The organism is Paenibacillus praedii (assembly GCF_049725345.1).
Taxonomy (GTDB): Bacteria; Bacillota; Bacilli; order Paenibacillales; family Paenibacillaceae; genus Pristimantibacillus.
Window position 1 is genome coordinate 74143 of the sequence record NZ_JBMWAM010000015.1, and the last position, 22921, is coordinate 97063.

At 40.5% G+C, this 22921-nt stretch carries 20 protein-coding genes and 3 tRNA genes; 15 read left to right on the forward strand and 8 right to left on the reverse strand.

Features of this window, described 5'->3' with window-relative positions:
- Positions 1-2: 2 nt before the first annotated feature.
- The 3 genes from ACO9K6_RS14720 (at position 3) to ACO9K6_RS14730 (ending at position 5430) form a co-directional block, all read left to right on the forward strand.
- A complete protein-coding gene (locus ACO9K6_RS14720; protein ID WP_424768317.1) occupies positions 3-2924 on the forward strand; it encodes an ABC transporter permease in 2922 nt (973 codons plus the stop codon).
- A gap of 104 nt (positions 2925-3028) precedes the next feature.
- Entirely contained in the window at positions 3029-3916 is an 888-nt protein-coding gene (locus ACO9K6_RS14725) for an ABC transporter ATP-binding protein (RefSeq protein WP_424768350.1), read from the forward strand.
- Between the two features lie 5 nt (positions 3917-3921).
- Positions 3922-5430: an ABC transporter substrate-binding protein gene (locus ACO9K6_RS14730; protein ID WP_424768318.1), complete on the forward strand. Its 1509-nt coding sequence runs from the start codon at positions 3922-3924 to the stop codon at positions 5428-5430.
- 86 nt (positions 5431-5516) lie between these two features.
- Here ACO9K6_RS14730 and ACO9K6_RS14735 read toward each other — a convergent pair whose 3' ends face one another.
- Positions 5517-6032 (reverse strand): 2'-5' RNA ligase family protein, encoded by a 516-nt coding sequence (locus ACO9K6_RS14735; RefSeq protein ID WP_424768319.1) that lies wholly within the window; start codon positions 6030-6032, stop codon positions 5517-5519.
- A gap of 138 nt (positions 6033-6170) precedes the next feature.
- Here ACO9K6_RS14735 and ACO9K6_RS14740 point away from each other — a divergent pair, with 138 nt between their 5' ends.
- The 4 genes from ACO9K6_RS14740 to ACO9K6_RS14755 all read left to right on the forward strand — a co-directional run bounded on the left by ACO9K6_RS14740 (position 6171) and on the right by ACO9K6_RS14755 (position 6750).
- Positions 6171-6338 carry a hypothetical protein gene (locus ACO9K6_RS14740; RefSeq protein WP_424768320.1) on the forward strand — a complete coding sequence of 56 codons (168 nt, stop codon included), beginning with the start codon at positions 6171-6173 and terminating at the stop codon, positions 6336-6338.
- A gap of 107 nt (positions 6339-6445) precedes the next feature.
- Positions 6446-6522 (forward strand) — tRNA-Met (locus ACO9K6_RS14745).
- A 37-nt stretch (positions 6523-6559) separates the two neighbouring features.
- Positions 6560-6636: transfer RNA gene (locus ACO9K6_RS14750), tRNA-Ile, on the forward strand.
- 28 nt (positions 6637-6664) lie between these two features.
- Positions 6665-6750: transfer RNA gene (locus ACO9K6_RS14755), tRNA-Leu, on the forward strand.
- Positions 6751-6913: 163 nt separating this feature from the next.
- Here ACO9K6_RS14755 and ACO9K6_RS14760 read toward each other — a convergent pair.
- The 3 genes from ACO9K6_RS14760 to ACO9K6_RS14770 form a co-directional block, all read right to left on the reverse strand.
- On the reverse strand, positions 6914-7120 hold the full coding sequence (locus ACO9K6_RS14760; protein WP_424768321.1) for a hypothetical protein: 207 nt from the start codon (positions 7118-7120) through the stop codon (positions 6914-6916).
- Positions 7117-8286 (reverse strand): tyrosine-type recombinase/integrase, encoded by a 1170-nt coding sequence (locus tag ACO9K6_RS14765; protein WP_424768322.1) that lies wholly within the window; start codon positions 8284-8286, stop codon positions 7117-7119. Before ACO9K6_RS14765 ends, ACO9K6_RS14760 begins: the two co-directional genes overlap by 4 nt.
- A gap of 81 nt (positions 8287-8367) precedes the next feature.
- On the reverse strand, positions 8368-8568 hold the full coding sequence (locus ACO9K6_RS14770; protein WP_424768323.1) for a helix-turn-helix domain-containing protein: 201 nt from the start codon (positions 8566-8568) through the stop codon (positions 8368-8370).
- Positions 8569-8912: 344 nt separating this feature from the next.
- On the opposite strand from ACO9K6_RS14770, the gene ACO9K6_RS14775 reads away from it, so the two are divergent.
- The 3 genes from ACO9K6_RS14775 (at position 8913) to ACO9K6_RS14785 (ending at position 12399) form a co-directional block, all read left to right on the forward strand.
- Positions 8913-10013 carry a hypothetical protein gene (locus ACO9K6_RS14775; RefSeq protein ID WP_424768324.1) on the forward strand — a complete coding sequence of 367 codons (1101 nt, stop codon included), beginning with the start codon at positions 8913-8915 and terminating at the stop codon, positions 10011-10013.
- A 143-nt stretch (positions 10014-10156) separates the two neighbouring features.
- Positions 10157-11212 (forward strand): hypothetical protein, encoded by a 1056-nt coding sequence (locus ACO9K6_RS14780; RefSeq protein WP_424768325.1) that lies wholly within the window; start codon positions 10157-10159, stop codon positions 11210-11212.
- Positions 11213-12060: 848 nt separating this feature from the next.
- Entirely contained in the window at positions 12061-12399 is a 339-nt protein-coding gene (locus ACO9K6_RS14785) for a helix-turn-helix domain-containing protein (RefSeq protein WP_424768326.1), read from the forward strand.
- 65 nt (positions 12400-12464) lie between these two features.
- Here the strand turns inward: ACO9K6_RS14785 and ACO9K6_RS14790 are convergent, their stop codons facing one another.
- Together ACO9K6_RS14790 and radC are read right to left on the reverse strand one after the other, a co-directional pair.
- Positions 12465-12620 (reverse strand): hypothetical protein, encoded by a 156-nt coding sequence (locus ACO9K6_RS14790; RefSeq protein WP_424768327.1) that lies wholly within the window; start codon positions 12618-12620, stop codon positions 12465-12467.
- 141 nt (positions 12621-12761) lie between these two features.
- A complete protein-coding gene (gene radC / locus ACO9K6_RS14795; RefSeq protein ID WP_424768328.1) occupies positions 12762-13370 on the reverse strand; it encodes a RadC family protein in 609 nt (202 codons plus the stop codon).
- 276 nt (positions 13371-13646) lie between these two features.
- On the opposite strand from radC, the gene ACO9K6_RS14800 reads away from it, so the two are divergent.
- The 5 genes from ACO9K6_RS14800 to ACO9K6_RS14820 all read left to right on the forward strand — a co-directional run bounded on the left by ACO9K6_RS14800 (position 13647) and on the right by ACO9K6_RS14820 (position 20150).
- The gene (locus tag ACO9K6_RS14800) at positions 13647-14780 is read left to right on the forward strand and encodes a dsDNA nuclease domain-containing protein (RefSeq protein WP_424768329.1); all 1134 of its coding nucleotides are present in this window, start codon (positions 13647-13649) and stop codon (positions 14778-14780) included.
- 50 nt (positions 14781-14830) lie between these two features.
- On the forward strand, positions 14831-16570 hold the full coding sequence (locus ACO9K6_RS14805; RefSeq protein ID WP_424768330.1) for a hypothetical protein: 1740 nt from the start codon (positions 14831-14833) through the stop codon (positions 16568-16570).
- Between the two features lie 493 nt (positions 16571-17063).
- Complete coding sequence (locus tag ACO9K6_RS14810) at positions 17064-18326, forward strand: AAA family ATPase (RefSeq protein WP_424768331.1); 1263 nt, start codon at positions 17064-17066, stop codon at positions 18324-18326.
- Complete coding sequence (locus ACO9K6_RS14815; protein ID WP_424768332.1) at positions 18320-19105, forward strand: hypothetical protein; 786 nt, start codon at positions 18320-18322, stop codon at positions 19103-19105. Before ACO9K6_RS14810 ends, ACO9K6_RS14815 begins: the two co-directional genes overlap by 7 nt.
- Before the next feature lie 826 nt (positions 19106-19931).
- Complete coding sequence (locus ACO9K6_RS14820; protein ID WP_424768333.1) at positions 19932-20150, forward strand: hypothetical protein; 219 nt, start codon at positions 19932-19934, stop codon at positions 20148-20150.
- Positions 20151-20231: 81 nt separating this feature from the next.
- Here ACO9K6_RS14820 and istB read toward each other — a convergent pair whose 3' ends face one another.
- Positions 20232-20975, reverse strand: a complete 744-nt coding sequence (istB, locus tag ACO9K6_RS14825; protein WP_424768334.1) for an IS21-like element helper ATPase IstB — start codon at positions 20973-20975, stop codon at positions 20232-20234.
- On the reverse strand, positions 20976-22523 hold the full coding sequence (gene istA, locus ACO9K6_RS14830) for an IS21 family transposase (RefSeq protein ID WP_424768335.1): 1548 nt from the start codon (positions 22521-22523) through the stop codon (positions 20976-20978).
- Between the last annotated feature and the right edge of the window lie 398 nt (positions 22524-22921).

Here is a 22921-nt window from a genome sequence, read left to right on the forward strand (position 1 = left end):
CGATGGGAATTCCTCTGTTTCGTTTTTTGTTTCGCAAAATGTGGAACACACGCTGGCTAACCTTAAGCACGCTTGCGGGATTAACATTGGCCGTTGCGTTTGCAACCAGCATACCGATGTATGCGGACGGTGCCCTTAAGAGAGTTGTAGCTGAATCGCTGCAGCAGAAAAGCACAGGATTGCCGGCGGGGTCATTGCTTATGCGGTATCAATCACCGGCTGGCGAGAAAACGGATATACCGGCGTTAACGGAACTTGACCGTTATATAGCTGAGGGTGTTCCGCATGAAATCGGCTTTCCGTACGAGACGTTTGTCAAAAGCTTTTCCATCCGCAGCTCTGAGGTTGTGCCAGAGGATACGACGAAGGTCGATGCGGGCCGCACTCGTCAGTTGACGATGATGTCGATGTCCGGCCTGGAGAACAATACGGAGCTGGTGCAGGGCAGATGGTTTGTAAATGCAGAGGGAGACGGCGAGCTTCTCGAAGCGGTTATGTTCGAGGAAGCGATGTACCGTAATGATGTACATATCGGTGATGTTTTTGAATATCCGATATACGGCGGACTTGATCTTACGCTTCGGGTCAAGATCGTCGGGGCGGTCAAACCGCTTAGCGATACGAGCACTTATTGGTATCAAGGTCAGGAGGGGCTTCTTAATACGCTCCAAATTAGTGAAGTAGCCTTCAAAAAATCACTGCTCGAAAAGCAAAATATTCCGCTGCATAATGCCAGCTGGTATTATGCATTCGATTTATCGGACATTCAAACGAGCCAACTAACGCCGCTTGGACGCACGCTTGAGCGATTAAACATTGATTTGTATCAGCGTCTAAAGGATACGAGAGTGGAGATATCATTTGCTTCCACGCTGACCGAATTCAAGAAGCAAAGTCTGCAGCTGCAAACGCTGCTGTTCACGCTTGCAGCACCAATGCTTGCGATGGTCTTTTTCTTCATTGCGATGAACGCTCGACAATCGCTTGATATGCAGCGCAGTGATATTGCGGTGCTGCGAAGCCGCGGAGCGGGTACAAGGCAGGTCATTTGGATTTATTTGCTTGAAGGCCTGCTGCTTGGTGGTATCGCTCTTGCGAGCGGACCATTTATCGGTTGGTTCATGGCAAAGAGCATCGGATCGGCCAACGGATTTTTATCCTTCGTTAACCGTAAGTCAATACCTGTAGGCTTCTCGACAGAGGCCTTGATCGCAGGCGGAGCAGCGGTGCTGCTCGCTTTGCTGGCAACTATTATTCCAGCCATCATTTATGCCAGATCCTCGATAGTGAGCTACAAGCAAGAGCTGGCTCGCTCGGATCGCAAGCCGAACTGGCAGCGCTGGTATCTGGATATACTGCTGCTAGGTGCGGCTGGGTATGGCTGGTATATGTTCAATGAAAGACAAATGCTTACGTTTCAAACTGGAATGACAACCGATCAGCTTAACGTACAGCCATTTTTGTTTTTTGTTCCGGCGCTCTCCATCTTTGCGCTGGGGTTATTTTTCTTGCGGCTGTTCCCATGGCTGCTGAAGCTATTTAATTGGCTTGGGCGCAGATTTCTGCCTGTTCCGATCTATTTGACGCTCACACAGCTATCACGATCGTCAAAGGGCTATTATCCGCTAATGATCCTATTAGTACTGACGCTAGGTCTTGGCGTGTATAATGCATCTGCTGCCAGAACGATCGATTTGAACTCGACAGAACGTACCCTTTACAAATATGGTTCCGATGTCATTATTCAAACCGTGTGGGAAGGCACAGCGGAGATTTCGCGTACACCTGATAATGGTTCAGGCGGCGGAAATCCTGGCGGTGGAGCCGGCGGCGGAGGTGGAAATCCTGGTGGCGGCGGTGCCGGTGGCGGTGGGGAGAATCCCGGCGGCGGCGCTGGCGGAGGCGGCCAGACGGTGCCGACTCGTGTTTTGTACAGCGAGCCTCCATTCGAGATTTTCCGTTCCTTAGAGGGGGTAGAAGCAGCTGCGCGTGTGATGCAAACGAAAGGGAATGTTGTCATTTCAGGCAAATCAATCGGTCAAGGTACAATTATGGGGATCGATAATCAAGATTTTTCCAAAGTAGCGTGGTTCCGAAATGATTTGTATCCGGCGCATCCGTTTCATTATTTAAACAATTTAGGCTTTTATGAGCATGCGGCTCTTATTCCTTCGGGAGTTGCCGAGCAATATCAGCTCAAGCTAGGTGATTTGGTTTCGGTTGGTTTTCCGGATGGCATGCTTGAATTTACCATTGTAGGCATTCTGCCATACTGGCCAAGTCAATACCCGGATAAATCACCCTTCGTTATTACGAATCTGGACTATATTTATGATCAGCTGCCGATTATTCCGTATGAGATATGGCTGAAGATGGAACCTGATGCGAAGGTTGCTCCTATTATAGAAGAGCTCCAGAAGGCAGGTGTTGAGCTGGCATCGGTGAAGGATGTGCGATCCGAGCTCATCTCGCAGGCTAAGCATCCGACTAGAGGCGGAGTATTCGGTATTTTGAGCTTAGGCTTCCTAGTCTCCGTTATTATTACGCTGGCTGGTTACGTGTTGTATTGGTTTTTCAATTTATCGGGCCGTGTTGTTCAATTCGGCGTACTGCGCGCGATGGGCTTATCACGCAAGCAGCTAACCGGCATGCTGCTGCTAGAGCAGCTGTTCACAGCTGGACTTGCAATTGGGCTGGGCGTACTTATTGGTAAAGTCGTAAGCTTACTGTTTTTGCCATTCCTGCAGACGACCGAGAACGTTGCCGAGACCGTGCCTCCATTTCGTGTTGTCTTCGAATCAAGCGATACGAATCAGCTGTTTATCGTTGTCGGGGTCATGATGACGATCGGAGCGCTGCTGCTCTTCCTGCATATCCGCAGGCTCAAAGTGCATCAAGCGGTTAAGATGGGAGAGGAGCGATGACGAAGTTGACAGAGCTGACAGAAGCTAAAGAGTCTTCAAAGACAACTGAGACGACAGAGCTGGCAGAAACGAAAGAATCGATAGAAGCCCCAGAAACCAAAGCAATGATCGATTGCGAGGGCTTAGTGAAAATATACAAAACAGAAGATTTGGAGGTCGTTGCGCTTCAGGGCTTGAATTTAAAGGTGAACGAAGGCGAGCTTATGGCTATTATCGGCAACAGCGGCAGCGGCAAATCAACGCTTCTTAATACGTTGGGCGGTCTCGACCGCCCCTCTGCCGGTCAGGTTCGAGTAGGTCCTTGGGATTTACTCAAAATTACAGAAGAGGAGCTCGTGCAGTACAAACGCGAAACCGTAGGCTTTATCTGGCAAAATAATGCCCGTAATCTGCTTCCTTATCTCTCAGCGCTTGAGAACGTGGAAATGCCGATGATGCTTTCCGGCAAAGTGGATCGTGCTTACGCCAAGCAGCTGCTTGAATGGGTGGGACTTAAGGAGCGTATGCACAACAAGCTTCATCAGCTTTCCGGTGGGGAGCAGCAGCGTGTTGCCATCGCGATTTCGCTGTCCAATCGGCCTAAGCTGCTGCTTGCGGATGAGCCGACAGGCTCGGTAGATACGGCAACCTCCGATATGATTATGGGGATTTTCCGTCAGCTTAACCGCGAAATCGGGATAACTATTGTCATTGTTACGCATGACTTGTCGCTCGCGAGCAAGGTGGATCGCGTCGTTGCCATACGCGATGGTTTGACCAGCACGGAGTTTATAAAACGTAATCCGAACATTAATCCAGATGGAGGTGAGGCAGAGCTTCCGACGGCAAGCGGGCTGCAAAATGTGCATGAAGCCTATGTCGTAGTAGACCGAGTCGGACGTTTGCAGGTACCCAAGGAATATTTATCAGCTCTTAACATTAAGGACAAAGCAACGATGGAATTTGACGGTGAGCGGATAATTATTACGCGGCCTAAATCATTGGGGGGTTAAATCGTATGAATAACAAACGGTTGTCAGGACGAGGAATTCGTAAAATTACAATGCTAAGCATAACGCTTGCTTTGCTTGTCAGCTTGCTGGCTGCGTGCACCGGAGGAGCGGAAACGTCATCTGAGACACGCGTACTGCGAGTTGGATTTGTTACGGGCGGTTCGGACATGGAGTCGTATTATCGCCAACAGTATACGGACACGTACGAAATGATGAATCCCAATATCGAGTTTGAAATCGTAAGCGCTGTTAACTATGATGATCAACGTTTCGATCAAACGGAGCCGGGAAAACCGATGTCACAGCCCGATACGTTTGAGAAGCTGAAGGAAATGCTGAACGGACAAAATCCAGTTGATGTGGTTATTTTCGATTATAACCTGCTGCGCCGCCTGACCCAGGATAATTTATTGCAGCCGCTCGATCCGCTTGTTACGCAGGACAAATTCGATCTGAGCGATTATGTGCCAACTGTAATTGAAGGGATTAAAGCGGCGGGTGACAACAATTTGTACGCGCTGACGCCAACCTTCAGCTCATCAGCGCTATTTTATAATAAAAAAATATTTGCAGACGCGAATATCAGTCCTCCAACAGACAAAATGGAGTGGCAGGAAGTACTGAATCTTGCTCGCCAAGTGGCTAAAGGAGAGGGCGAGGATCGTCAGTTCGGCTTCTCGTTTAATCGTTGGGCTTCAGACGGCTTTAATGATACGCAAATGTACAGCCAAGCGCTGCAACTGAAATTGTGGGATGACAACGGCGAAAAAATGCTTGTAAACAACGATCAATGGGTGCAAGTATGGGATACGGTGGCTTCGCTTTATAAAGAAGAGATCGTGCCAACTCAGGATTATATGAACATGATGTACCAGAAGCAAAGTGAAGCAGGAGTCAATGATCCGTTCTACGGCGATTTGTTCATCAAAGGAAAAGTGGCGATGACTATCGGTGATTACGGATATATTACTGAGCTCAAGAGAGCACAAGACAACGCATCTAAAATAAATGATTTCACACCGGTTGATTGGGATGTGGTTACGGTTCCTGTTAATCCAAACGATCCGGAAACAGGCGCAAGTATTACACTAAGCCAATTGATGGGTATTAATGCCAAAGCTCAAAATGATAAAGATGCTTGGGACTTCATTAAATTCACGAATGGCAAGGAATGGGCGAAGCTGAAATCCAGAAGCGTCTACGAAATGGTAGCGCGCAAGGAGTTTCTGAAGCCGATTGGGGGGATGCAGTATAACTTGGAAGCATTCACAACGCTTAAGCCTTTAATGCCTACGACAACGGATCCAGATAAGGTTTATCGCGATAACCCGAATATTTGGGAGGCGCAGCAGTTTGGCTATGAGCTGTTTCAGGCTGTGTTAGACGAGACGAAGTCAGCTAAAGAAGCGCTTGCCGAGTGGGAAACCAAAGGCAACGCTGTGTTGGAGCGTTTGAAAAATGATCCAAATGGCGGAGCTGGCGACGATGTAAGCACGATGCCAATGCCAAGATAAATTAGCGCACGATGAATAGAAAGAAGCCCGTATGCGACATATATTGTCGTATGCGGGCTTTTGCATTTCACAAACCAGTATGCACATCATCCCTTTAGTAAAAAGGACTGATAAGCCGTCCATGAGCCGTTGTCGTTCTGATACAGCAAATGAATACGATCAATATTCGATGTGATGTCAAAGTCCTGCATTCTTAGATTTCCATATACATCGTGAAGCTCATCTGCTGACATTTGCTGCCCGATGGTGAGATGAGGGGTGTACACATACTTCTTCAGAGCTCCAAGCGCTAATGGGCCGCTGCTTACCTCGTTATGAAGCTTCTGCATGGTTTTCGTGTCTTGAAGAGCCAAATAAATAACATGACTCACGGGATAGAAGGAGGATACACGGTTAAAGCGAATCGTGAACGGCTTTATCGAGGAGGATATCTGATCCAGATGGGCAACAGCCACCTGCAGCTGCTCCTCGTTCCACTCCTGCTCCTCCCGAACGGTCAGATGCGGGGGGATGGTCGTATAATGCGGATCATGCCGCTTGCGCCACCCATTCGCCAAATCCTGTACATGCTTTTCCGGGAAAACAACGATACCGAATAACATCGTAATCAGCTCCTTTAAATAACCTAATTTGAGTATACCCGATTTGCTTGTTTTATCCGAATTTGGGGTATTCTAAACGCTACAAGCGTTACAATATGGCGTATATGTTTTTTGGCTATTGAATCAGGGAGGATTCGTATGAGATGGGTGTACTGGGTAAGGCTGTACGATACGAAGTTTCAAGCGGGGTGCCTAGTGAGAAGAATGGAAAACGATTGGTGGATATATGGCTACGATTGTCCGAGAGAGGTTGAAGTGTTTCGTTCACGCAAAGGCCGTTATGGCGTAAGGTTCGTACCTCAATGAAAAGTATGAAAAAAAAATAGAATAATTTGCTTGACTTAAATCATGCATATATAGTATATTATTTTATGTCGCCATTTCAAGTAGCTTTGAAACAAATGGACATACGTCGCGGGGTGGAGCAGCCCGGTAGCTCGTCGGGCTCATAACCCGAAGGCCGCAGGTTCAAATCCTGCCCCCGCAACCAACCTTTCGATGAATACGTTGAAACAGACGTTTTTCGAGGGCCCTTAGCTCAGTTGGTTAGAGCGGTCGGCTCATAACCGATTGGTCGGGGGTTCGAGTCCCTCAGGGCCCACCATTTGATTTGAAAAAAGCACTTACATCATGCCGGGGTGGCGGAACTGGCAGACGCACAGGACTTAAAATCCTGCGGTGGGTGACCACCGTACGGGTTCGATTCCCGTCCTCGGCATACTTAATACCAATGAAATCAAGGGTTTCAGCTCATATGGGCTGGAACCTTTTTTCGTTCGTGGAGCGGGTTTGCTAACATTTTGCTAACGGCGCTTATTTTTTCGCTTTTTCTCGACACTTTCGAAGCTTTTATCTTCAAGTCAGAACAGATTCTATACAGATCAATTGTTGCTTTCCGCGATACGCTCGAGAATTCTGTCACGCTTCATTCTTAGCCGCTGGATTTCTGCTCTGATGACTTCTTTGCGAGAAGGTATAGTGTATTTATCGCCATACTCTAAAGCAAGCTTTACATGGCTTCTAGCGATGTCTAATAGTGAAGCAGTTATTCCAGCATCGTCGAGTGCTCTCCAAACGGCATATTTCATTGAGCAGCGTCCTTTCCTTGGCTTGAGAAGAGGGAGTTAATCTTTGAGGCTGTATCTTTTTTTGTTTCCATATCGATGTGCGTATAAGTGTTCGCAGTTATGTTGATAGTGGAATGACCTAGCCAAACTTGGACTTCTTTTAGTCCTACGCCGTGTTTGACCAGGTAGCTTGCTGTAGAGTGCCTGAGATCGTGAAATCTGATATGCGGCAATCCGTTCTTTGCGAGTATTTCCTTGAATTTATGGTTCAAGTATTCTGTTTTCATCGGGCTCCCATTAGGCACACAGCATACAAGACCGCTGTCGATGTAATCTTTGCCGTATAGCAGTTTGTTTTTCTTTCGCTGCTTCATTAGAATCTGAAGGTAATGCTCGATCTTCTCCATCAACGGTAAAACTCGTTGGCTGCTATCACTTTTTGGCTTCTTGACGACAACCTCTTTGCCGTACTTTACGCGAACTTCTTTAATAGAGACTGTCTTTTCCTCGAAATCGATGCAATCCCACTTCAACCCAAGCACCTCGGAACGCCGGAGACCGTAATGAGCTGCGATATATACTGCCGATGCTATCGGTGTACCCAAACAAACCTCAAATAGCTTTTCGAGCTGTTCTACAGTGTAATAGCTGGCGTTGAACTTCTCCTCCTTAGGAAGCAAGACTCGATCTGCGGGGTTAAACGGAATCAGGTTCATACGTACTGCAAAACTTAAAGCGCTCTTGATATTAGCGTGATGTCTTCGTAATGTTTTAGCGGACAACCCCTTTTTACCTGTTGCTGCATCATCCTGCTGCTTCGTCTCATAATATTTTTGCAGGTGTATTGGTTGTAATTCTTGCAGCAATACATCGTTTTTGCTCATGAAATATTTGTTAATATGCTTTGTTACGATCATCTCGTAGCCTTCCCAAGTGGTTTCCTCAACCTTGCTTTTAATTACGTTATGAAGCCAATCCAGCATGAAATCGGTGAATTTAAGCTTTCGCTGCGGTTGTACGAAGTTGTTATTGTCTATTTTCGTGAGTGTTTCACGCAGAATTTTCTCCGCATCTGATTTCTTCTCGCACTTGGTATTAATCCATTTTTGCTTCCGTTTTCCAGCCTCGTCTTTTGTTTCGACAATGATGTACCAGTATTTATTACGTTTGAGCAAGCTGCCTTTCATGTGCGTCAACCTCCGATATGTTTTTGTGGAAATGAAAAAGACAGGAGCATAAGTGCCCCTGTCAGCAAGACTGGATATTTTTTACATGTATTTGGAGATGTCCATTTGCGCGCTTCTTAGGATGTATTCTTTTACACTCAAAATTGGAATTCGGTACGTATGCCCGATTTTTATTGCATTTATTTCACCAGAGCGTATTAGTCTGTAAGCAGTGTTTCTACCTATCAATAAAATTTCCATGAGACCTTCAACGGTAATAACTTCGGGAAAATCTTGAAGCATAATAGCTATTCACCTCCTGTCCAAGGTAATAATATAGATTTATCAGTTTCGACAATACGGTTCAGAATCGTTATCCCGTACCTTATGTTATTTGTTCATGCCATACGTAGTTTTTTACTATCTTCCTGTGCTTCCTGCGTATAGTAGACTTGAAAGCTATAACTAGTTATAGTTAGAATATACAATCCCAAGAATCCCAATTTCCCCGAAAATCCCAAAGCTATTTATACATCTGCTGATAGTGAATATATATGGGGTAGGCACTATATGTACATTCCTTATTCGATTATCTGATTGTATTGCCTTAAATGATTTTTTACTAAAGATAATAAAAGGGTGACATTATGATTAAGGATGTAGGTATTCATTGTTCAGTAAAACACGTAACGTATATTGATAGAGAATGGTATGATAAGGAGTTTGTTAGACTAAAAGAAACTATAGATGAGATGAATGCGATTTTCTCGGAAATGTGCGAGGATTTTCTGATAAAAGGTGGCAAGATGTTAAAGGTATCGAGAAAAAGAATCGATCAAAATAGAAAAGACAAAAGAGTGAATAATGAGGAGTTAACTCCAGAACAAAAACAAGAAAATAATCGGGTGGAAGGGAAGAGAAAACTACAAGGGACTTACATTGGTAATTTTTTTGTTGTTCCGATAGAGCGTCTTCGCATTTTTGACATACAAGAGCATAAGCGTACAGAAGTAGGGCTTCGTATTAAGGTCTATACTCGAATGAACAAAAAAAAATATAAATGTGTTGAACTTGATTTGCTTAATGAAACGTTAGCTAATCCAAAGTGGATTGATCCAAATTTTCTTGATTATGATTTCTATTTATATCGAGATAATTTATACCCTTATTTATTACGGGCGATTAAGCTTGCTACACGACTGTTAGAAGAGGATGACGAGAAATTAATATTCAATGATGCAGTAGGATGGGTAGAACGGTTAAGAGTGCATGAGGATGGTTCTGTTGGTTACTTAAAAGACGATGGATATTCGATATGGAGTGAATCAGGAATAGTAAAGACAGAACTTGATCCCATGAAGTTGGACGTGGTTAAATTCTTGAAGGCAGTTCGAAATTACGCGAACAAATCTCAATTCTTAATGATAGATGATAAGATGGATGTTAACGCAGACCTTCAAGAAGAATTCGTCGGGTGGGAAAATGAAACGAAATGGTTCTTTGATTATGTACGTTTAAAGTCGTCTGTAACTAATATTCTACAGCAGTCGGGGGAGATGGATTTTACACTCGATAAACCGTTCTATGTATTCCTTTCTATGCATGGAATATTGGATAATGAGGGTAAGGAAGAGAAGAATTTTCGACCTGACAAAAAAATACCTAAAAGTAAGAATCAGCGGGCATTCACACTAGATAAATCACGAGTAGATGAATTCTTATTGAAAAATCAAAATATCATAGAATGAAAATGAAGTACATGAGCATCTAGGCTGCTCATGTACTTTTTTATTGTGCCGCTAACATCACCTTGACACTTAAATAATATACCCTCTCCGGCAGTATGACTTCAGAGGTGCTGCTCTGTGCGGGAAAAGGTCAGGTGATATGAATGGCTATTGACAAGCTATATGTTGTCTATGAGATGACGGAATCCGAGTATCAGGATTCGTTTGCGAAACTAAAGGGTTATTTCAAAGGTAGCCGTCATGGACTGAGGCGGGACAAATGGGACACATCTGTTTATGTTACGAATGGGCTTTCCAATTATGGATTCCAAGAAATACGAATGCGTAGGATATGGAATTATCGTTCAATAGAAATTCGATTACGTCCAGAATTGCTTAATAATATTGACGGCTCAAATTACTATGGTTTGACTCGCATTAGTGATTTTGGCGAGGTCAGTACGAAGTTCAACTATATTATGAAAGATATTATCGATCTTAATGTTCCATGCTTCTATGAGTGGAGAGCCAAAAGAGTGGAGTACACTGTCGATTTGTTAGTCGGTGAAGCATTACTTCCTAAATTAATATACTTGTATAAAAAAGGAAACCCGCCTCTATATATGCTACATGATCCTGTTACACAAAAATACTTAGACTCAGAGACGAATTTGTATCTAAATGCCAAAACGGTAACGGTGCATTGGTATAATAGGTATAAAACGCTACAAGAGAAGGAACAGAAGTCGGGGAAACCATATAAGGATTACAGCATAACGAAGGGGATTATGAGGTTTGAAGTTCAATGCAAGGAATGTGAGGACAAAGTTCGTGACATTCTGTCCTTAGAGCGGTGTCAAAAGCGATTACGTTACTATTACGATTTAATTATCGGTACAGGTGATTATTATACACTGGACAAGGCGAAAGAGATCATTGGTTCGAGGGTCAAGAGTCATGAAAAACGAATAACGTTGACTCGATTTATTGAATTCATCGATAAATGCGGCAGTATTTGGAGGGCTAGATTACAGTTTCCTAATCAATTGGAGTTTGCGAGTGGAAATAGGAGCAGGGAGCAAATTATGGACAGATTCAGCAGCAGACTATGCAAACTGCGGAAGTTGGGCATAAATCCTGTATGCCTTCCTCCTGAATGGGGGGATAGCAGGCTTGAAAATTTGGAAGGTAGGATTTACAACTATTTGGAAGAGCAATAATAGGCTGAAATTAATTATGAAGGGGAATGATTTCCCCTTCTCAAATAAATGATGGAGCTGTGGTTGGAATAGACTTGTAATTGTGAATGTATTTGTCTTTCACCTATTCTGATGATTGTCATCAGCAAGCTTCTTCTCAAATTCTTTAGCCTTTGAGATGAATTCATTGTTAATTGTAATGTAGGTATCAGTGATATTATCCAAGTTAATGAAAGAGCGAAGAATTGTCTCTTCAAAGGATAGCGTTTGTCCGATTAAGTTTGCGATTTCTCCAATAATATCGGGATCACATAATTTATTATTTGCTTTAATAAGGAATCTCAGTTCTAGTCTAGTGAATCGTTTAATTATGGTCAAAGATAGCTTATAGGGACTGGTAACATGTCAGTATTCTCAATGGAGAATTTTGCTCTGTTATTTACTGTAGCTCTAATTCGGTTGTACATTAGACGAGTTTTTTTGGTGTAGAAGGCAACGGCATTACACAGAATCCGGTGACAATATACATACCTGGTTTATTAATTGCAGTTCGATATCCCTGCCTGTTGGTATCAGTATATTTTGTAACATATAAGGTGTTATCTTCGCCAGAAAATATTACTGTCCCATTTGAACCAACAGTATAAGAAGTTCCTAAATTAATGGCATCATTCTTCCCGTCAGTCCGATTATAAGGTCGTCGTGTTTTGGATACGTAAATAATCATATTCTTAGCACTCACTATATAGAGAACCTCGCTTTCTCAAATGAATCTAAAATGAAACAATCAGCATATTTTATAAAACTTATGGTTAGTTATCTTGTGCCTCCTAATTCACTAATGTTAGTGTGGGAGGGATAAATTAATTATGGACTATACAATACTGGGTGCTCGGATTCGCCAAGAGCGACAAAAGCATAACCTGACGCAGGAAAAACTAGCCGAGAAAATAGATGTTTCGCACGCTTATATTGGACAAATTGAGCGAGAAGAACGAAGTTTAACATTAGACACTCTTGTCAAAATCTCTAATCAATTAGCAGTGACGGTAGATTACTTGCTTTCAGAAGCGATTGAACATCAAGACAAGTACTATATCAATAAGATAAATCAAGTAATGTTAAATCGTTCGTTGGAAGATCAGAAATTGATTTTGGAAATGATCGAATTAATGTTTGCCCACATGGATAAAGGTACGCGTACATAAGGGGAATGGTATTAACCTATTGATTCGTTAGTTTTTAAGGCCGTATCTTATCCAACACATGTAAACTACTCCCAAAAAGTACGCAAAACCCATTTACGAACAGGAACTGCGATAACAGCAAAAATAAAAGCTCCGCTTAGACCACCTTGAAACCCTGTTCCCGACATAATGCCAACAATAAATCCAATAATAGCTGCAATAAGCATCCATTTAATAATCAAGAGTCATCTTCCTTTCAGCAAATTTGGATCTTTACTAGCACTTAGGTCTTTATTGATCCTAAAGACCTGTAAGCAATAGAACCAATCGCACACAGTGTACATCAAATGAAACTTATGGTAAATAAAATTGAACTATAAGTATTATATCAATCCTTGTTCTTTAAGGCTTATGAAATTAGGGCTGCCTATTATAACGTGGTCGAGGACTTCAATCCCTACTATCTCACCAGCATTTATTAATCGTTTTGTTAGATTCACGTCTTCAGGTGAAGGGTTAGGATCTCCGCTCGGATGATTGTGTACGCATATGAGGGATGCGCTACAGCGTTTAATAGCTGCACGGAATACTTCTCTTGGATGTACAATTGCAGCATTCAGAGAGCCAATAGAGATGGTCTCAGTGCATATCACTTTATTCTTAGTATTTAAGAAAATGCAGATAAAATGCTCTTTGGTAAAGTGTCTTAAATCTGGCTCTAGAAGATCAAATACGTCTTTAGGCTTACGAATGGTGTAGTTAGCTTGAGCAGGAACTGCAAGTGCTTTTGCTAATTGAAGCATTGAGGTAATTTGACGTGCTTTACTGCTGCCGATTCCTTTGATGGTAATGAGCTGCTGTTCTGAAACATCCAGTAGTTCAGTTGTTGTGGGGAACTGATGGAAGAGTTCTTGAATAACGTAGCTGTCCTGTTTTTCTCGTAATGATTCTGAGATAAGTCTTTTTAGTTCTTCTTTGTGGTATTGGTTCATTGGTTTTTCCTCCTGAATATGGTAGTTGAAAATAGAAAGCCGAACACGTAGAAACGTGTTCGGCTTTCTGTTTATTTAGTCTCTTGAGAGGACTACCTATCATGCATAGGTATCAGGGATATAATATGTAAATTCAATAAGGAGTTATACTAATATAGTCAACCCATGGTAGTAGTGGAATTTACTTATTTAGAAAAAAAGGAAAATGACGGAAAACGTCGAAATTAGTACTTTAGTCATATACAAATAAATCCTGCGAATACAGGGAGGTAAGTTGTGCAAAACATACTAAACTTAAATTTAAGAGAAAAAGCAGGATCAGATTCATATAATCGCTTTGAGTATCAGGCGCATTGGATTCTCTATCATATGTTAGAAAATATTCAAAATAAAAAAACATTTTTAGTATTCTGCGAATTTCATGATGATATGGCAGAAAGTGAATATAGCCCTTCATCAAATAGCATGAACTTTTACCAAGTAAAAACAACCTCTACTAAAGAAGAATGGAAATTAAGCTCTCTGTTTCAAAAATCTAAAAGAGTAGATGGTAGTTATAAAAACTCTTTTTTAGGATTCATTTTCTACAACTTTGATAAATTTTCTACAGATTGTAGTAGTTGTCATTTTGTTTCTAATGCAGATTTTGATGATGATGTTTTGCAATGGCAATCAGTAGTGAAAGATCATAAAGAGTTGAAAAAAGAAAATTTAGCATTGTACACGAAGATTAAAAATTATCTTCTAGTTGAATACCCAACGATGCCAAAACAGCAATTGGATATTGTATTTGACAGATTTATTCAAAACACTTTTTTTACAAAAAGTCCTTTATCGTTAGAGGGACACGTTGAACAAGTTAAAGGAGTCTTCTTTGAAGTAGCCAGTAGATTTAATTTAGATATGAAAAGCGGGTATCTTTTGCTGACTAATATTATTGATTCAGTTAGAAAAAAGACAAGAACAATAATCAGAACTCCTATAAGTTACGAGGAATTAAAAATGAAGAAGGGAATCTCTTCAGATATTTTTAATGAATTGGAAGAAACATTTAGTTCGATTCCAAAACTTGATGAGATGTACGAATTAATTGGGAATTATTTAAAGAAGAATGAACTATCGAATATAAAGATAAATGCAATTTTAAAAGCAATAAAGAAGCATCATAAGAAGGCTTTAGATATTAATGATGCTTTATACCAAGATATTATCCGCGCTTTTATACAAGAAATTGATGAAATAGTGGAGGATAATTTTTACTTAATTGATGATTTTAATATACAAAATAACTTACTAGAAAATTTAATCGAAGGTTTTCTGGAAAAACAAATTCACCAAGAAGTTAATTCATTAGTATTGAGAGGAGTGTTTTATGAAGCGATCTTATCAGGTCAAAGTAGTGACGTATAAAAGGCTTATTCGAAATTTAAGGCTTAAATTTTTAAAAGAAGGTGAACTCAGTGAGCAACGAGCTAATGATAAGAAAGATAATCATAATAAGTAAAACAGAAGAGTCATCAATTGAAGTTGCTTTTACGAAAGGATTAAATATTATTATTGGCAAAAATAAAACGGGAAAATCGTCCTTAATTAAAACGATTTTTTATTCACTGGGTTGTGAATTGAAATTTGATGATGATTGGGAAAAACTGAATAAACGATCAATTATAAGTTTTAGTATTGGAGATTCGTTCTTTTTAGTTGAACGAGTAGACAGTATATACACTCTGTTTTCGAGCTCAGAAGATCTAAATTTAGTTTCTTATATTGGAACTTACACTTACTCGGAGTTCTCTGCTAAATTTTTAGAATTATTTGATATACATGTTGGGTGGATCATTAAAAATGGTGATGACAAGCCAGTTGCTCCTCCATATATATTTTCATTTCAATATATTGATCAAGATAAAGGGTGGCATTCGATTGCAAAGAGCTTCGAAAAATTGTCATATGTTTCTAATTGGGAAAAACAAATAATAAAGTACATAGTTGGTTATCAAAATGAAGAGTATTTCAAGCTAAGAAAGGTGTTAGAGAAATATAGGATATTAATAAAAGATATTGAGTTGAGGATCAAAACTGTAGAAGAGTTTGTAATGAATATTTTAACAAAGGAAAGACGAAAAAATTCGAATGTACAGGATACAAGTATATTGGATAGTGACTTTGAGAAAAGCAAGATAATTTTAGAACAGTTAACTTCGTTAGAAAAAGAGCGATTATCAATAAGTAATCAGATAAGTCAACTTCAGAATGAAGAATATGAAAGAAAATTGGTCATTAATGCTTTGAACAAATATTCAGAGGAAATTGTAGCTGATCATACTTTTGCTTCAAGTTTAGATGAAAATATTACTTGTCCGTTTTGTGGAGTTGTTCATTCTAATGAATTAGTTGAGAAATCAGAGTTGATTAAAGATGTTCAAACAGCAACCAACATACTAACGAGTGCTATTTATGATTTAGAGAAACTGCAAGGAGAAATAAAGGTTTATCAAAAAAAATCTATTGAAATTGAATCAGATTATATAAGCATGAACCAAGAATTGCAATTGCTAGAAGAGAAAACAAATGCAATAGATACCATAAAGAATCAGGGTAAGAATGATTTGATTAATACGAGTCGCTCAGAGATCGAAGATATTAAGAATGAAAGAGATGGATATTTGGGCATCAGAGAAAGCACACAGAATAGTATTAAAGATATTGAGTCGGCGACGAGAAGGAATAAAATATCTAAAGATATAAAAGTACTTATGGGAAGTTTACTAGAAAGGCTGGAGTTGTCAGGAACCAATGTAAAGCTTAATAGTTTCTTACCTGTATTAAAGCACACTGGAAGTGAGTTACCTAGAGTAATTTATGCTTATTATATATCACTTTATCTATATAATCTAAATCGACTTGATAATCCTTTTAAATTGTTTGTTGTGGATACTCCTAATCAACAAGGGCAAGATGATGAGAATTTAAATAATATAAATAAAGTTCTGGAATTGCTTATGGATCTAAGAGGACAAGTAATTGTAGGTACTGAAAGGTTAACAGGAGTAGAGGACACTGCGGCAAATGTAGTTAAATTGAAAGAGTATAAAAGATGTTTGACTAAAGATAGATATGCTGAACATATTCAATTCCTCAAAAAACTGGATCACCAGAAAGAAGAAAATATTGTGAACGAAGAAACTAAATTCGAATAATGAATTTAAGTCGATATAACAGTATGTTGACAAAACGATAGCATCAAATTCAGAGCAAATGTTAAGCTATTCAAACGAGAATATTAGGAATATCTGTAAGAATTCTGAAAGTGTAAGTAAGGCCACATTAGAATTTATTAGTCATGAAAAATTCGGACTTTCTCACATTATTAAAAGCATGCTGTAAAGAAAAAGTTACACAACTTATTTTAGCTGCTCTTAATAATATGGAGATACTCGATTCTTTTGGTAACAAGGCTAAGAAGTAATTAATGGTGGTTATTTTTTGGCTCACACTTTTAATTTTCTGAGCTTTGCTGAAGACTCGATCTCTTTAATGGCACCAATGTGGTCAGAGGTTCGATTCGGCTTATCCCCACACCATATTCCAGACAAATTGCCTTCAAATACTAATTTGAAGGTTTTTTTTGATACTTCATAACCTTGATGTATAATGAAGTTAACAGGCTAAATATTATGAGGGGGATAAAAAATGATTAAAAAATTTTCAGTTCAAAATTTCAGAAATGTTAACATAGATAATATCGAATTTAATCAGATAAATATACTAATCGGGCCTAATAATTCAGGGAAAACAAATTTTATAAAGGCGCTTTCTTTTTTTGCTAATATGATTATTGGTGGTAAAGATAATTCATATGATAGTGCTTTTCTTTCTGAGGTTGATCGAAATGGTTGGGGGAAATTATTCAATAAAAATGAAAAAGAAACATCAGAAATTACTTTTAATTGGAATATTGAACTAGATGGTGAAGTGTGTGATTATCAATTTGCATTTCACACTGGACAAGAAATTCAACAATTTTTTATTACGAAGGAAGAATTAAGTGTGTCTGATACACCCATGAAGGAGTCTCGTCCGTTTAATTATTTTAAATGTCATACAGACAAAAAAGGGGTTTGTATATTCTCAACTGCTATAAAAAAAGGGCAGCCTAACAAAAGAGTCGAAATGCCAGTAACGAATCAAGATACGGTTTTACTTCAATTTAAGGATACTTTATTTGAAAAAAATCAAATTGATGATATTAAAATTATTCGCACAAAGCTTAATCCGAAATTCGATCAATTGTTAAAATACTTTAAAGGGTTTTCATCATATTCAAGCGCTCAATTCAACTTATCTGCGATCAGACAACCAGTTGAAACTAAGTTGAAAGGCACATCCTTATATAAGGATGGTAGCAACTTTGTAAATGTATTTAACAATCATAAAAGCAAGGACTTGTACTTTAAAGTAAAGTTTGAAGAAAGTTTAAAACAATTAATGCCACATATAACAACCACAGATATTTCACATGAATTTGAAAAACTCGTATTTCGTATGGGGTACAATTACAATCAATTTGATTTAAGTGATGTTTCTGACGGAACAATTAAAGCAATGTTGCTGACTTTATTATTAACTCTTCCAGAAGATAGTTATTCTTTAATGGCACTGGATGAGCCTGAAATGAACATGCATCCTGCTTGGCAAAAAATAATAGGTAAATGGATTTTAACGCAGCAAAGTAAACGTCAATATTTTATCAGTACTCATTCACCAGATTTCTTGGATGTATTTACTGATGGGTTCCAAGCAGGTCAAGTTGGGATTTTTGTCTTCAGCGATAAACCAGATCAGGGTATTAGAAAGCTCTCTTATGATGAAATACAAGATGATTTAGGGGATTGGCAACTAGGTGATCTTTATAGAACCAATGATCCTGTAATTGGTGGTTGGCCAACATGGTAAAAGAGATAGGATGTTTTGTTACAGGAGCTTGGACGGAAGCTGGAGCTATGACTTCCTTTTTGAAAAAAGTAAATGGTAATTATGAATATACTCAATTGTTACCTAACAAACCCAAATTTCGAAGAGGATTAGATCCGAAAGTAAGCGGTCTTACAGGAGATTCACTGATAGAAGAAATGTATGTAAGGATGAAGAGATATAAGAGTGAATATGCTAAATATGCTGCATTCATTATAGAAGATGATTTAGATTGTCGTTTTCATGATAAGAATGACGTTCAGATTCATGAAATAAAAAAAGGTATTCAACACGAAGTCAATAATATAATTGGTAAAGACATACCGTTAATTTTTCTGCTAGCCTCACCCGAGATCGAATCATGGTTTTTGACAGATTGGAGTAATACATTCTCAAAATTATATAAAAATGATTTTTTTTTAAATCGACTAAGAATATATATTGATAGACATATTATAAAAGATTACTGGGAAATCGGCATTGAGAGGTATGGGATTATTGAAGGAAAGTATTTTAAATTAAGCGATCAAATTATGGATGCAGTTCAAACAGGTGTTAAAGAAGAATTATTACTCAAAATTTCAGGAAATTACAAGAAAAAAGTACAAATGATTTTCGAAGATAGGTCATTATATTATTCTAAACGTACTCATGGAGATCAAATGCTTCGCTTATTATCTCCAGAAAACTTATTAGATAAATGTAATTTGTTTTTCGCACCAGCGTATCGAGAAATAAGTAGTTTACATCTAACCACATAGAGTTAGATGTAAACTACTTTAATTATTCAGTTTCGATTAAACGATAGTTACATATAACCAGAGCAATTTAGATACTTATTAAATTAAATAGAATTATCAGCTATAAACTCAACTGGGGAGAACGAAGTGTTCATTTACACTATCCCAAAGAATTGTAGAACAAGGTTTTCTACTCCAATATCTGTGGTGCTTAGAGTAGATAGCCGATCGCTGAAGATAAGCTCCGATCTGATGTCACTCTGATGCTAATAATGACTTTCGGTCACATTTTTGGGCTCACTTTTTCTTTTTTTAGCCGCAGAGCAATCGAGTGTAGAAGCATTAATCCCCAAAAGGTTTTATATGACAAGGCTTTCCCCCGTATTTTCCTTAACCTACAAAACACTATCGCTCCACTGGCAGCATAGAGGTCAATTGATTTACAAAGGGCAGAAGCATATAACTTCTGCCCTTCGTATTGCTAACATTTTTGCTAACATAAATCTGTCCGACATATCTCGGACTTAGAGGATGAGGAATATAAAAAAGTACCTTTAACCCGTATGGTTAAAGGATTTATGCTCGATATCTCTATGGTTTTCATAAAGGGTTCAAAAGACTGTTTCAGGACTTAAAATCCTGCGGTGGGTGACCACCGTACGGGTTCGATTCCCGTCCTCGGCATACCTACAAAACCTTGAGATTTCAATGGTTTTCACGAAGTACATAAGCTGTGCTATGTCATAGTCCTGTGTGTTTAAATTAGATACACAGGACTCACGTAGAAGTCGATAAACCTCCTTTGCAGTATCTGACTAATCAGATGCCGGCGAAGGAGGTTTTTTCTTTGTCTATGCGCTTAACAAAGATTAAAAAAGCGGCACCAGCAACAATGAAAGAAGCATTAACACAGTTCATCAATTGGAAGAAAGCAAACAATCTAAGTGAACAAACCATTCTTGATTACACTACGCACGTTAATCTGCTATTTAAACGATTTCCCGATGCAACTAAATCTTATGAAATGAATATTTCGGTGCGGCAGAGCCGCTTGGTTAATGAATGAGAGCCACTATGTTAATGAAATAGAGCCACCTTATCGGAGGGGAGAGCCACCCCGGTTTGGGGCAGCCCTCGGAACATTATCTTAGAACTGAGGTGCTTTCCTTTTTCTCATGGAATCTTCGCCGTCGATTAGCATTTGATATGAATTATGCACAATTCGATCCAGGATTGCGTCGGCCATTGTATGTTCGCCAATCTTCTCATGCCAACCATCCGGAGCGTATTGGGAGATGAAGATCGTCGAGGCGCTCTGGTGGCGGGCTTCGATGATCTCAAGCAAATCTCGGGCTTCTGTTGCAGTCAGGGGAAGCAGCAACCATTCGTCGATAATGAGAAGGCTGATCTTCTTGTATTGGGCAATAACCTTCTTATATGTTCCATCTCCACGGGCGATAGCCAGGTCCGTTAGGAGCTCAGGCAACCGGATATACTTCGTTGCATATAAATGACGACAAGCTGCGTTGCCCAGCGCACACCCGATAAAGGTTTTCCCCGCGCCTGATGCGCCCATAATGATGACATTGTGCTTCTCATGAATATAATTGCCAGTTGCGAGCCGCAGGATCTGAGGTTGCTCTAAGCGTCGGTCTGAATGATATTCAATGTCCTCGACGCATGCACTCGGATAGCGTAGCGTTGCCTTTTTGAGAAGCCTGCTTAGCTGGTTCGTCTTCCGGCGTGCCCATTCTGCATCCACTACTAGCCCGAAGCGTTCCTCAAAAGACAGTGTGGAATAAGACGGGTTCTGCATTTGCTCCCGCAGGGATTCAGACATGGCGCTTAAACGCATTTCATTTAGCTTCGTAATCGTCGTATTGGTTAACATTTAGGATTTCCTCCCGTAATAGTCTGCACCGCGTGTAAAGCCATGAGTATTCACGGAAGGCGCGCCTAGTTGTTCGATCGTTGCATTTTCCTCAAGAGTGTCCAACCCTGATTTCAGGATGGTGCTGATATGCCTGTAGCTAGGATTGGGTGTGTAGCTAAGAGCCCGTGCACAGGCGGATTCAAGACGAACCAAGGAATACCGGTCTGCCAGCTTTAATACGCCCATGCAAGACTTGTATCCTTGTTGCTCTACCCGGTGACCCGCAAGTATGGCTTTGATGGCTGTACTTGTATAAGGCCCCACCTGTTTTGCCCATGCGACAAAGCGCTCTGCATTCCATTCCACATACTGCTTATGCTTTTCCGGCATGTGATCTGAAACGGTATGATATTGTCCCGGACGACCGTAAAGCCGGGGATGAGAGCAGATCCGATGATGGTTGTAGAACACTTCGATAACGCCGCGCGTAATTCGGACGTCTACCTTGTGTTTGATATATTCATAGGGAACGCTGTAATGCATATTGTCTACAGCTATGTGATAATTGAACTGTACGGTGGCAACTTTCCAGGTGGCACATTCGTACGCAGAAACAGGTAGCGGCTGCAGAGTGTGCTTCTCCTCGTCAAGAAAGGCACTCAGCCTGCTGCCTGGCTTTTTCTGAAATGGCTTACGGTTGAAGGTTTCGAGCTTCACTGAGATGGCTTCGTTCAATTCGGAAAGAGTGAAGAATGTCTGCTTACGCAATGCCGCCAGAATCCATGTGGAGATGATCCCAACCGTTCCCTCCACGCTAGGTTTATCTTTGGGTTTTCTGACTCGGGCAGGGATAACAGCAATACCGTAATGCTCTGCCATTTCATGATAGGTCTTGTTGATAACGGGGGAGTACCAAGAGGATTGTTCCACTCCAGTTTTGAGGTTGTCCGGAACAAGGATTTTGGGGACGCCTCCGAAATGATTGAAGGCATTGACGTGCGCGGAAATCCAGCTTTCTTGTGCTTGAGAAAGAAAGCCTTCCACATATGCGTATTGGCTGGATGGAAGTGTTGCGACGAAGATGTATACCGGCATGATTTCGCCGGTTTCCCGGTCTACCAAAGCAGCTGTCTGACCGGCCCAGTCGACCTCCATATGCTCGCCTGGCTTACGCTGAATGTGCATGGTGGCTTTAGTTGTCGCGGCGTACTTTCGATAGTAATTGCAAAACTGAGTGTACATGAGGGGGATTTCGCCGCTTAAACGGCAGCTCTCGCAGTACTCGTTCCAGAGTAGACTAAGGGTCACGCCGCTCTTGGCTAGCTCTCGATGGATGTACTCGCAGTCCGGAATCTTGCGAGATGAGACTTGGGCCTTCTCGGGGTAAAGCAAATACTGAAGGTCTGCTTCGACTACATCCTCCGGCAGCGGCCAGGACACCCCCTTCACTTTCGCTCTGGTTAATACCTCTGAAACCGTGTTCCGCGAGCATTGCAAGCTTGATGCAATGCTGCGCTGGCTCAATCCCATGCTGTTGAGCCGTAAAATATCTCGGTACTTGGTCATTCGATGACCTCCCATTGGAATTTGTGCTCTGATGACCAGCGGCACATTTCTCCATTCTACCAACGGGTGGCTCTCGCGACTAACATGATGGCTCTATTTGATTAACACGGTGGCTCTCACAGATTAACCAGATGGCTCCTCAGCAGCGAAATATTCATATGAAAAGCTTGAAAAATCCGTATACGAACACTTAGGGCAAGAAAATATCAAACCAGCAACGTATAATAATCGACTTGTTTATTTGCGAAGTTTCTTTATGTGGTGTGTAGAACAAGGCGTATTATCTGATAATCCACTGGCAGGGTTTAAAAAACGTAAAGATGAAGGAAGAGTAGTTCAAATTGATGAAAAAGTGCTAGTCGATTTATTATAATTACCTGACCAGAGCACATATGCAG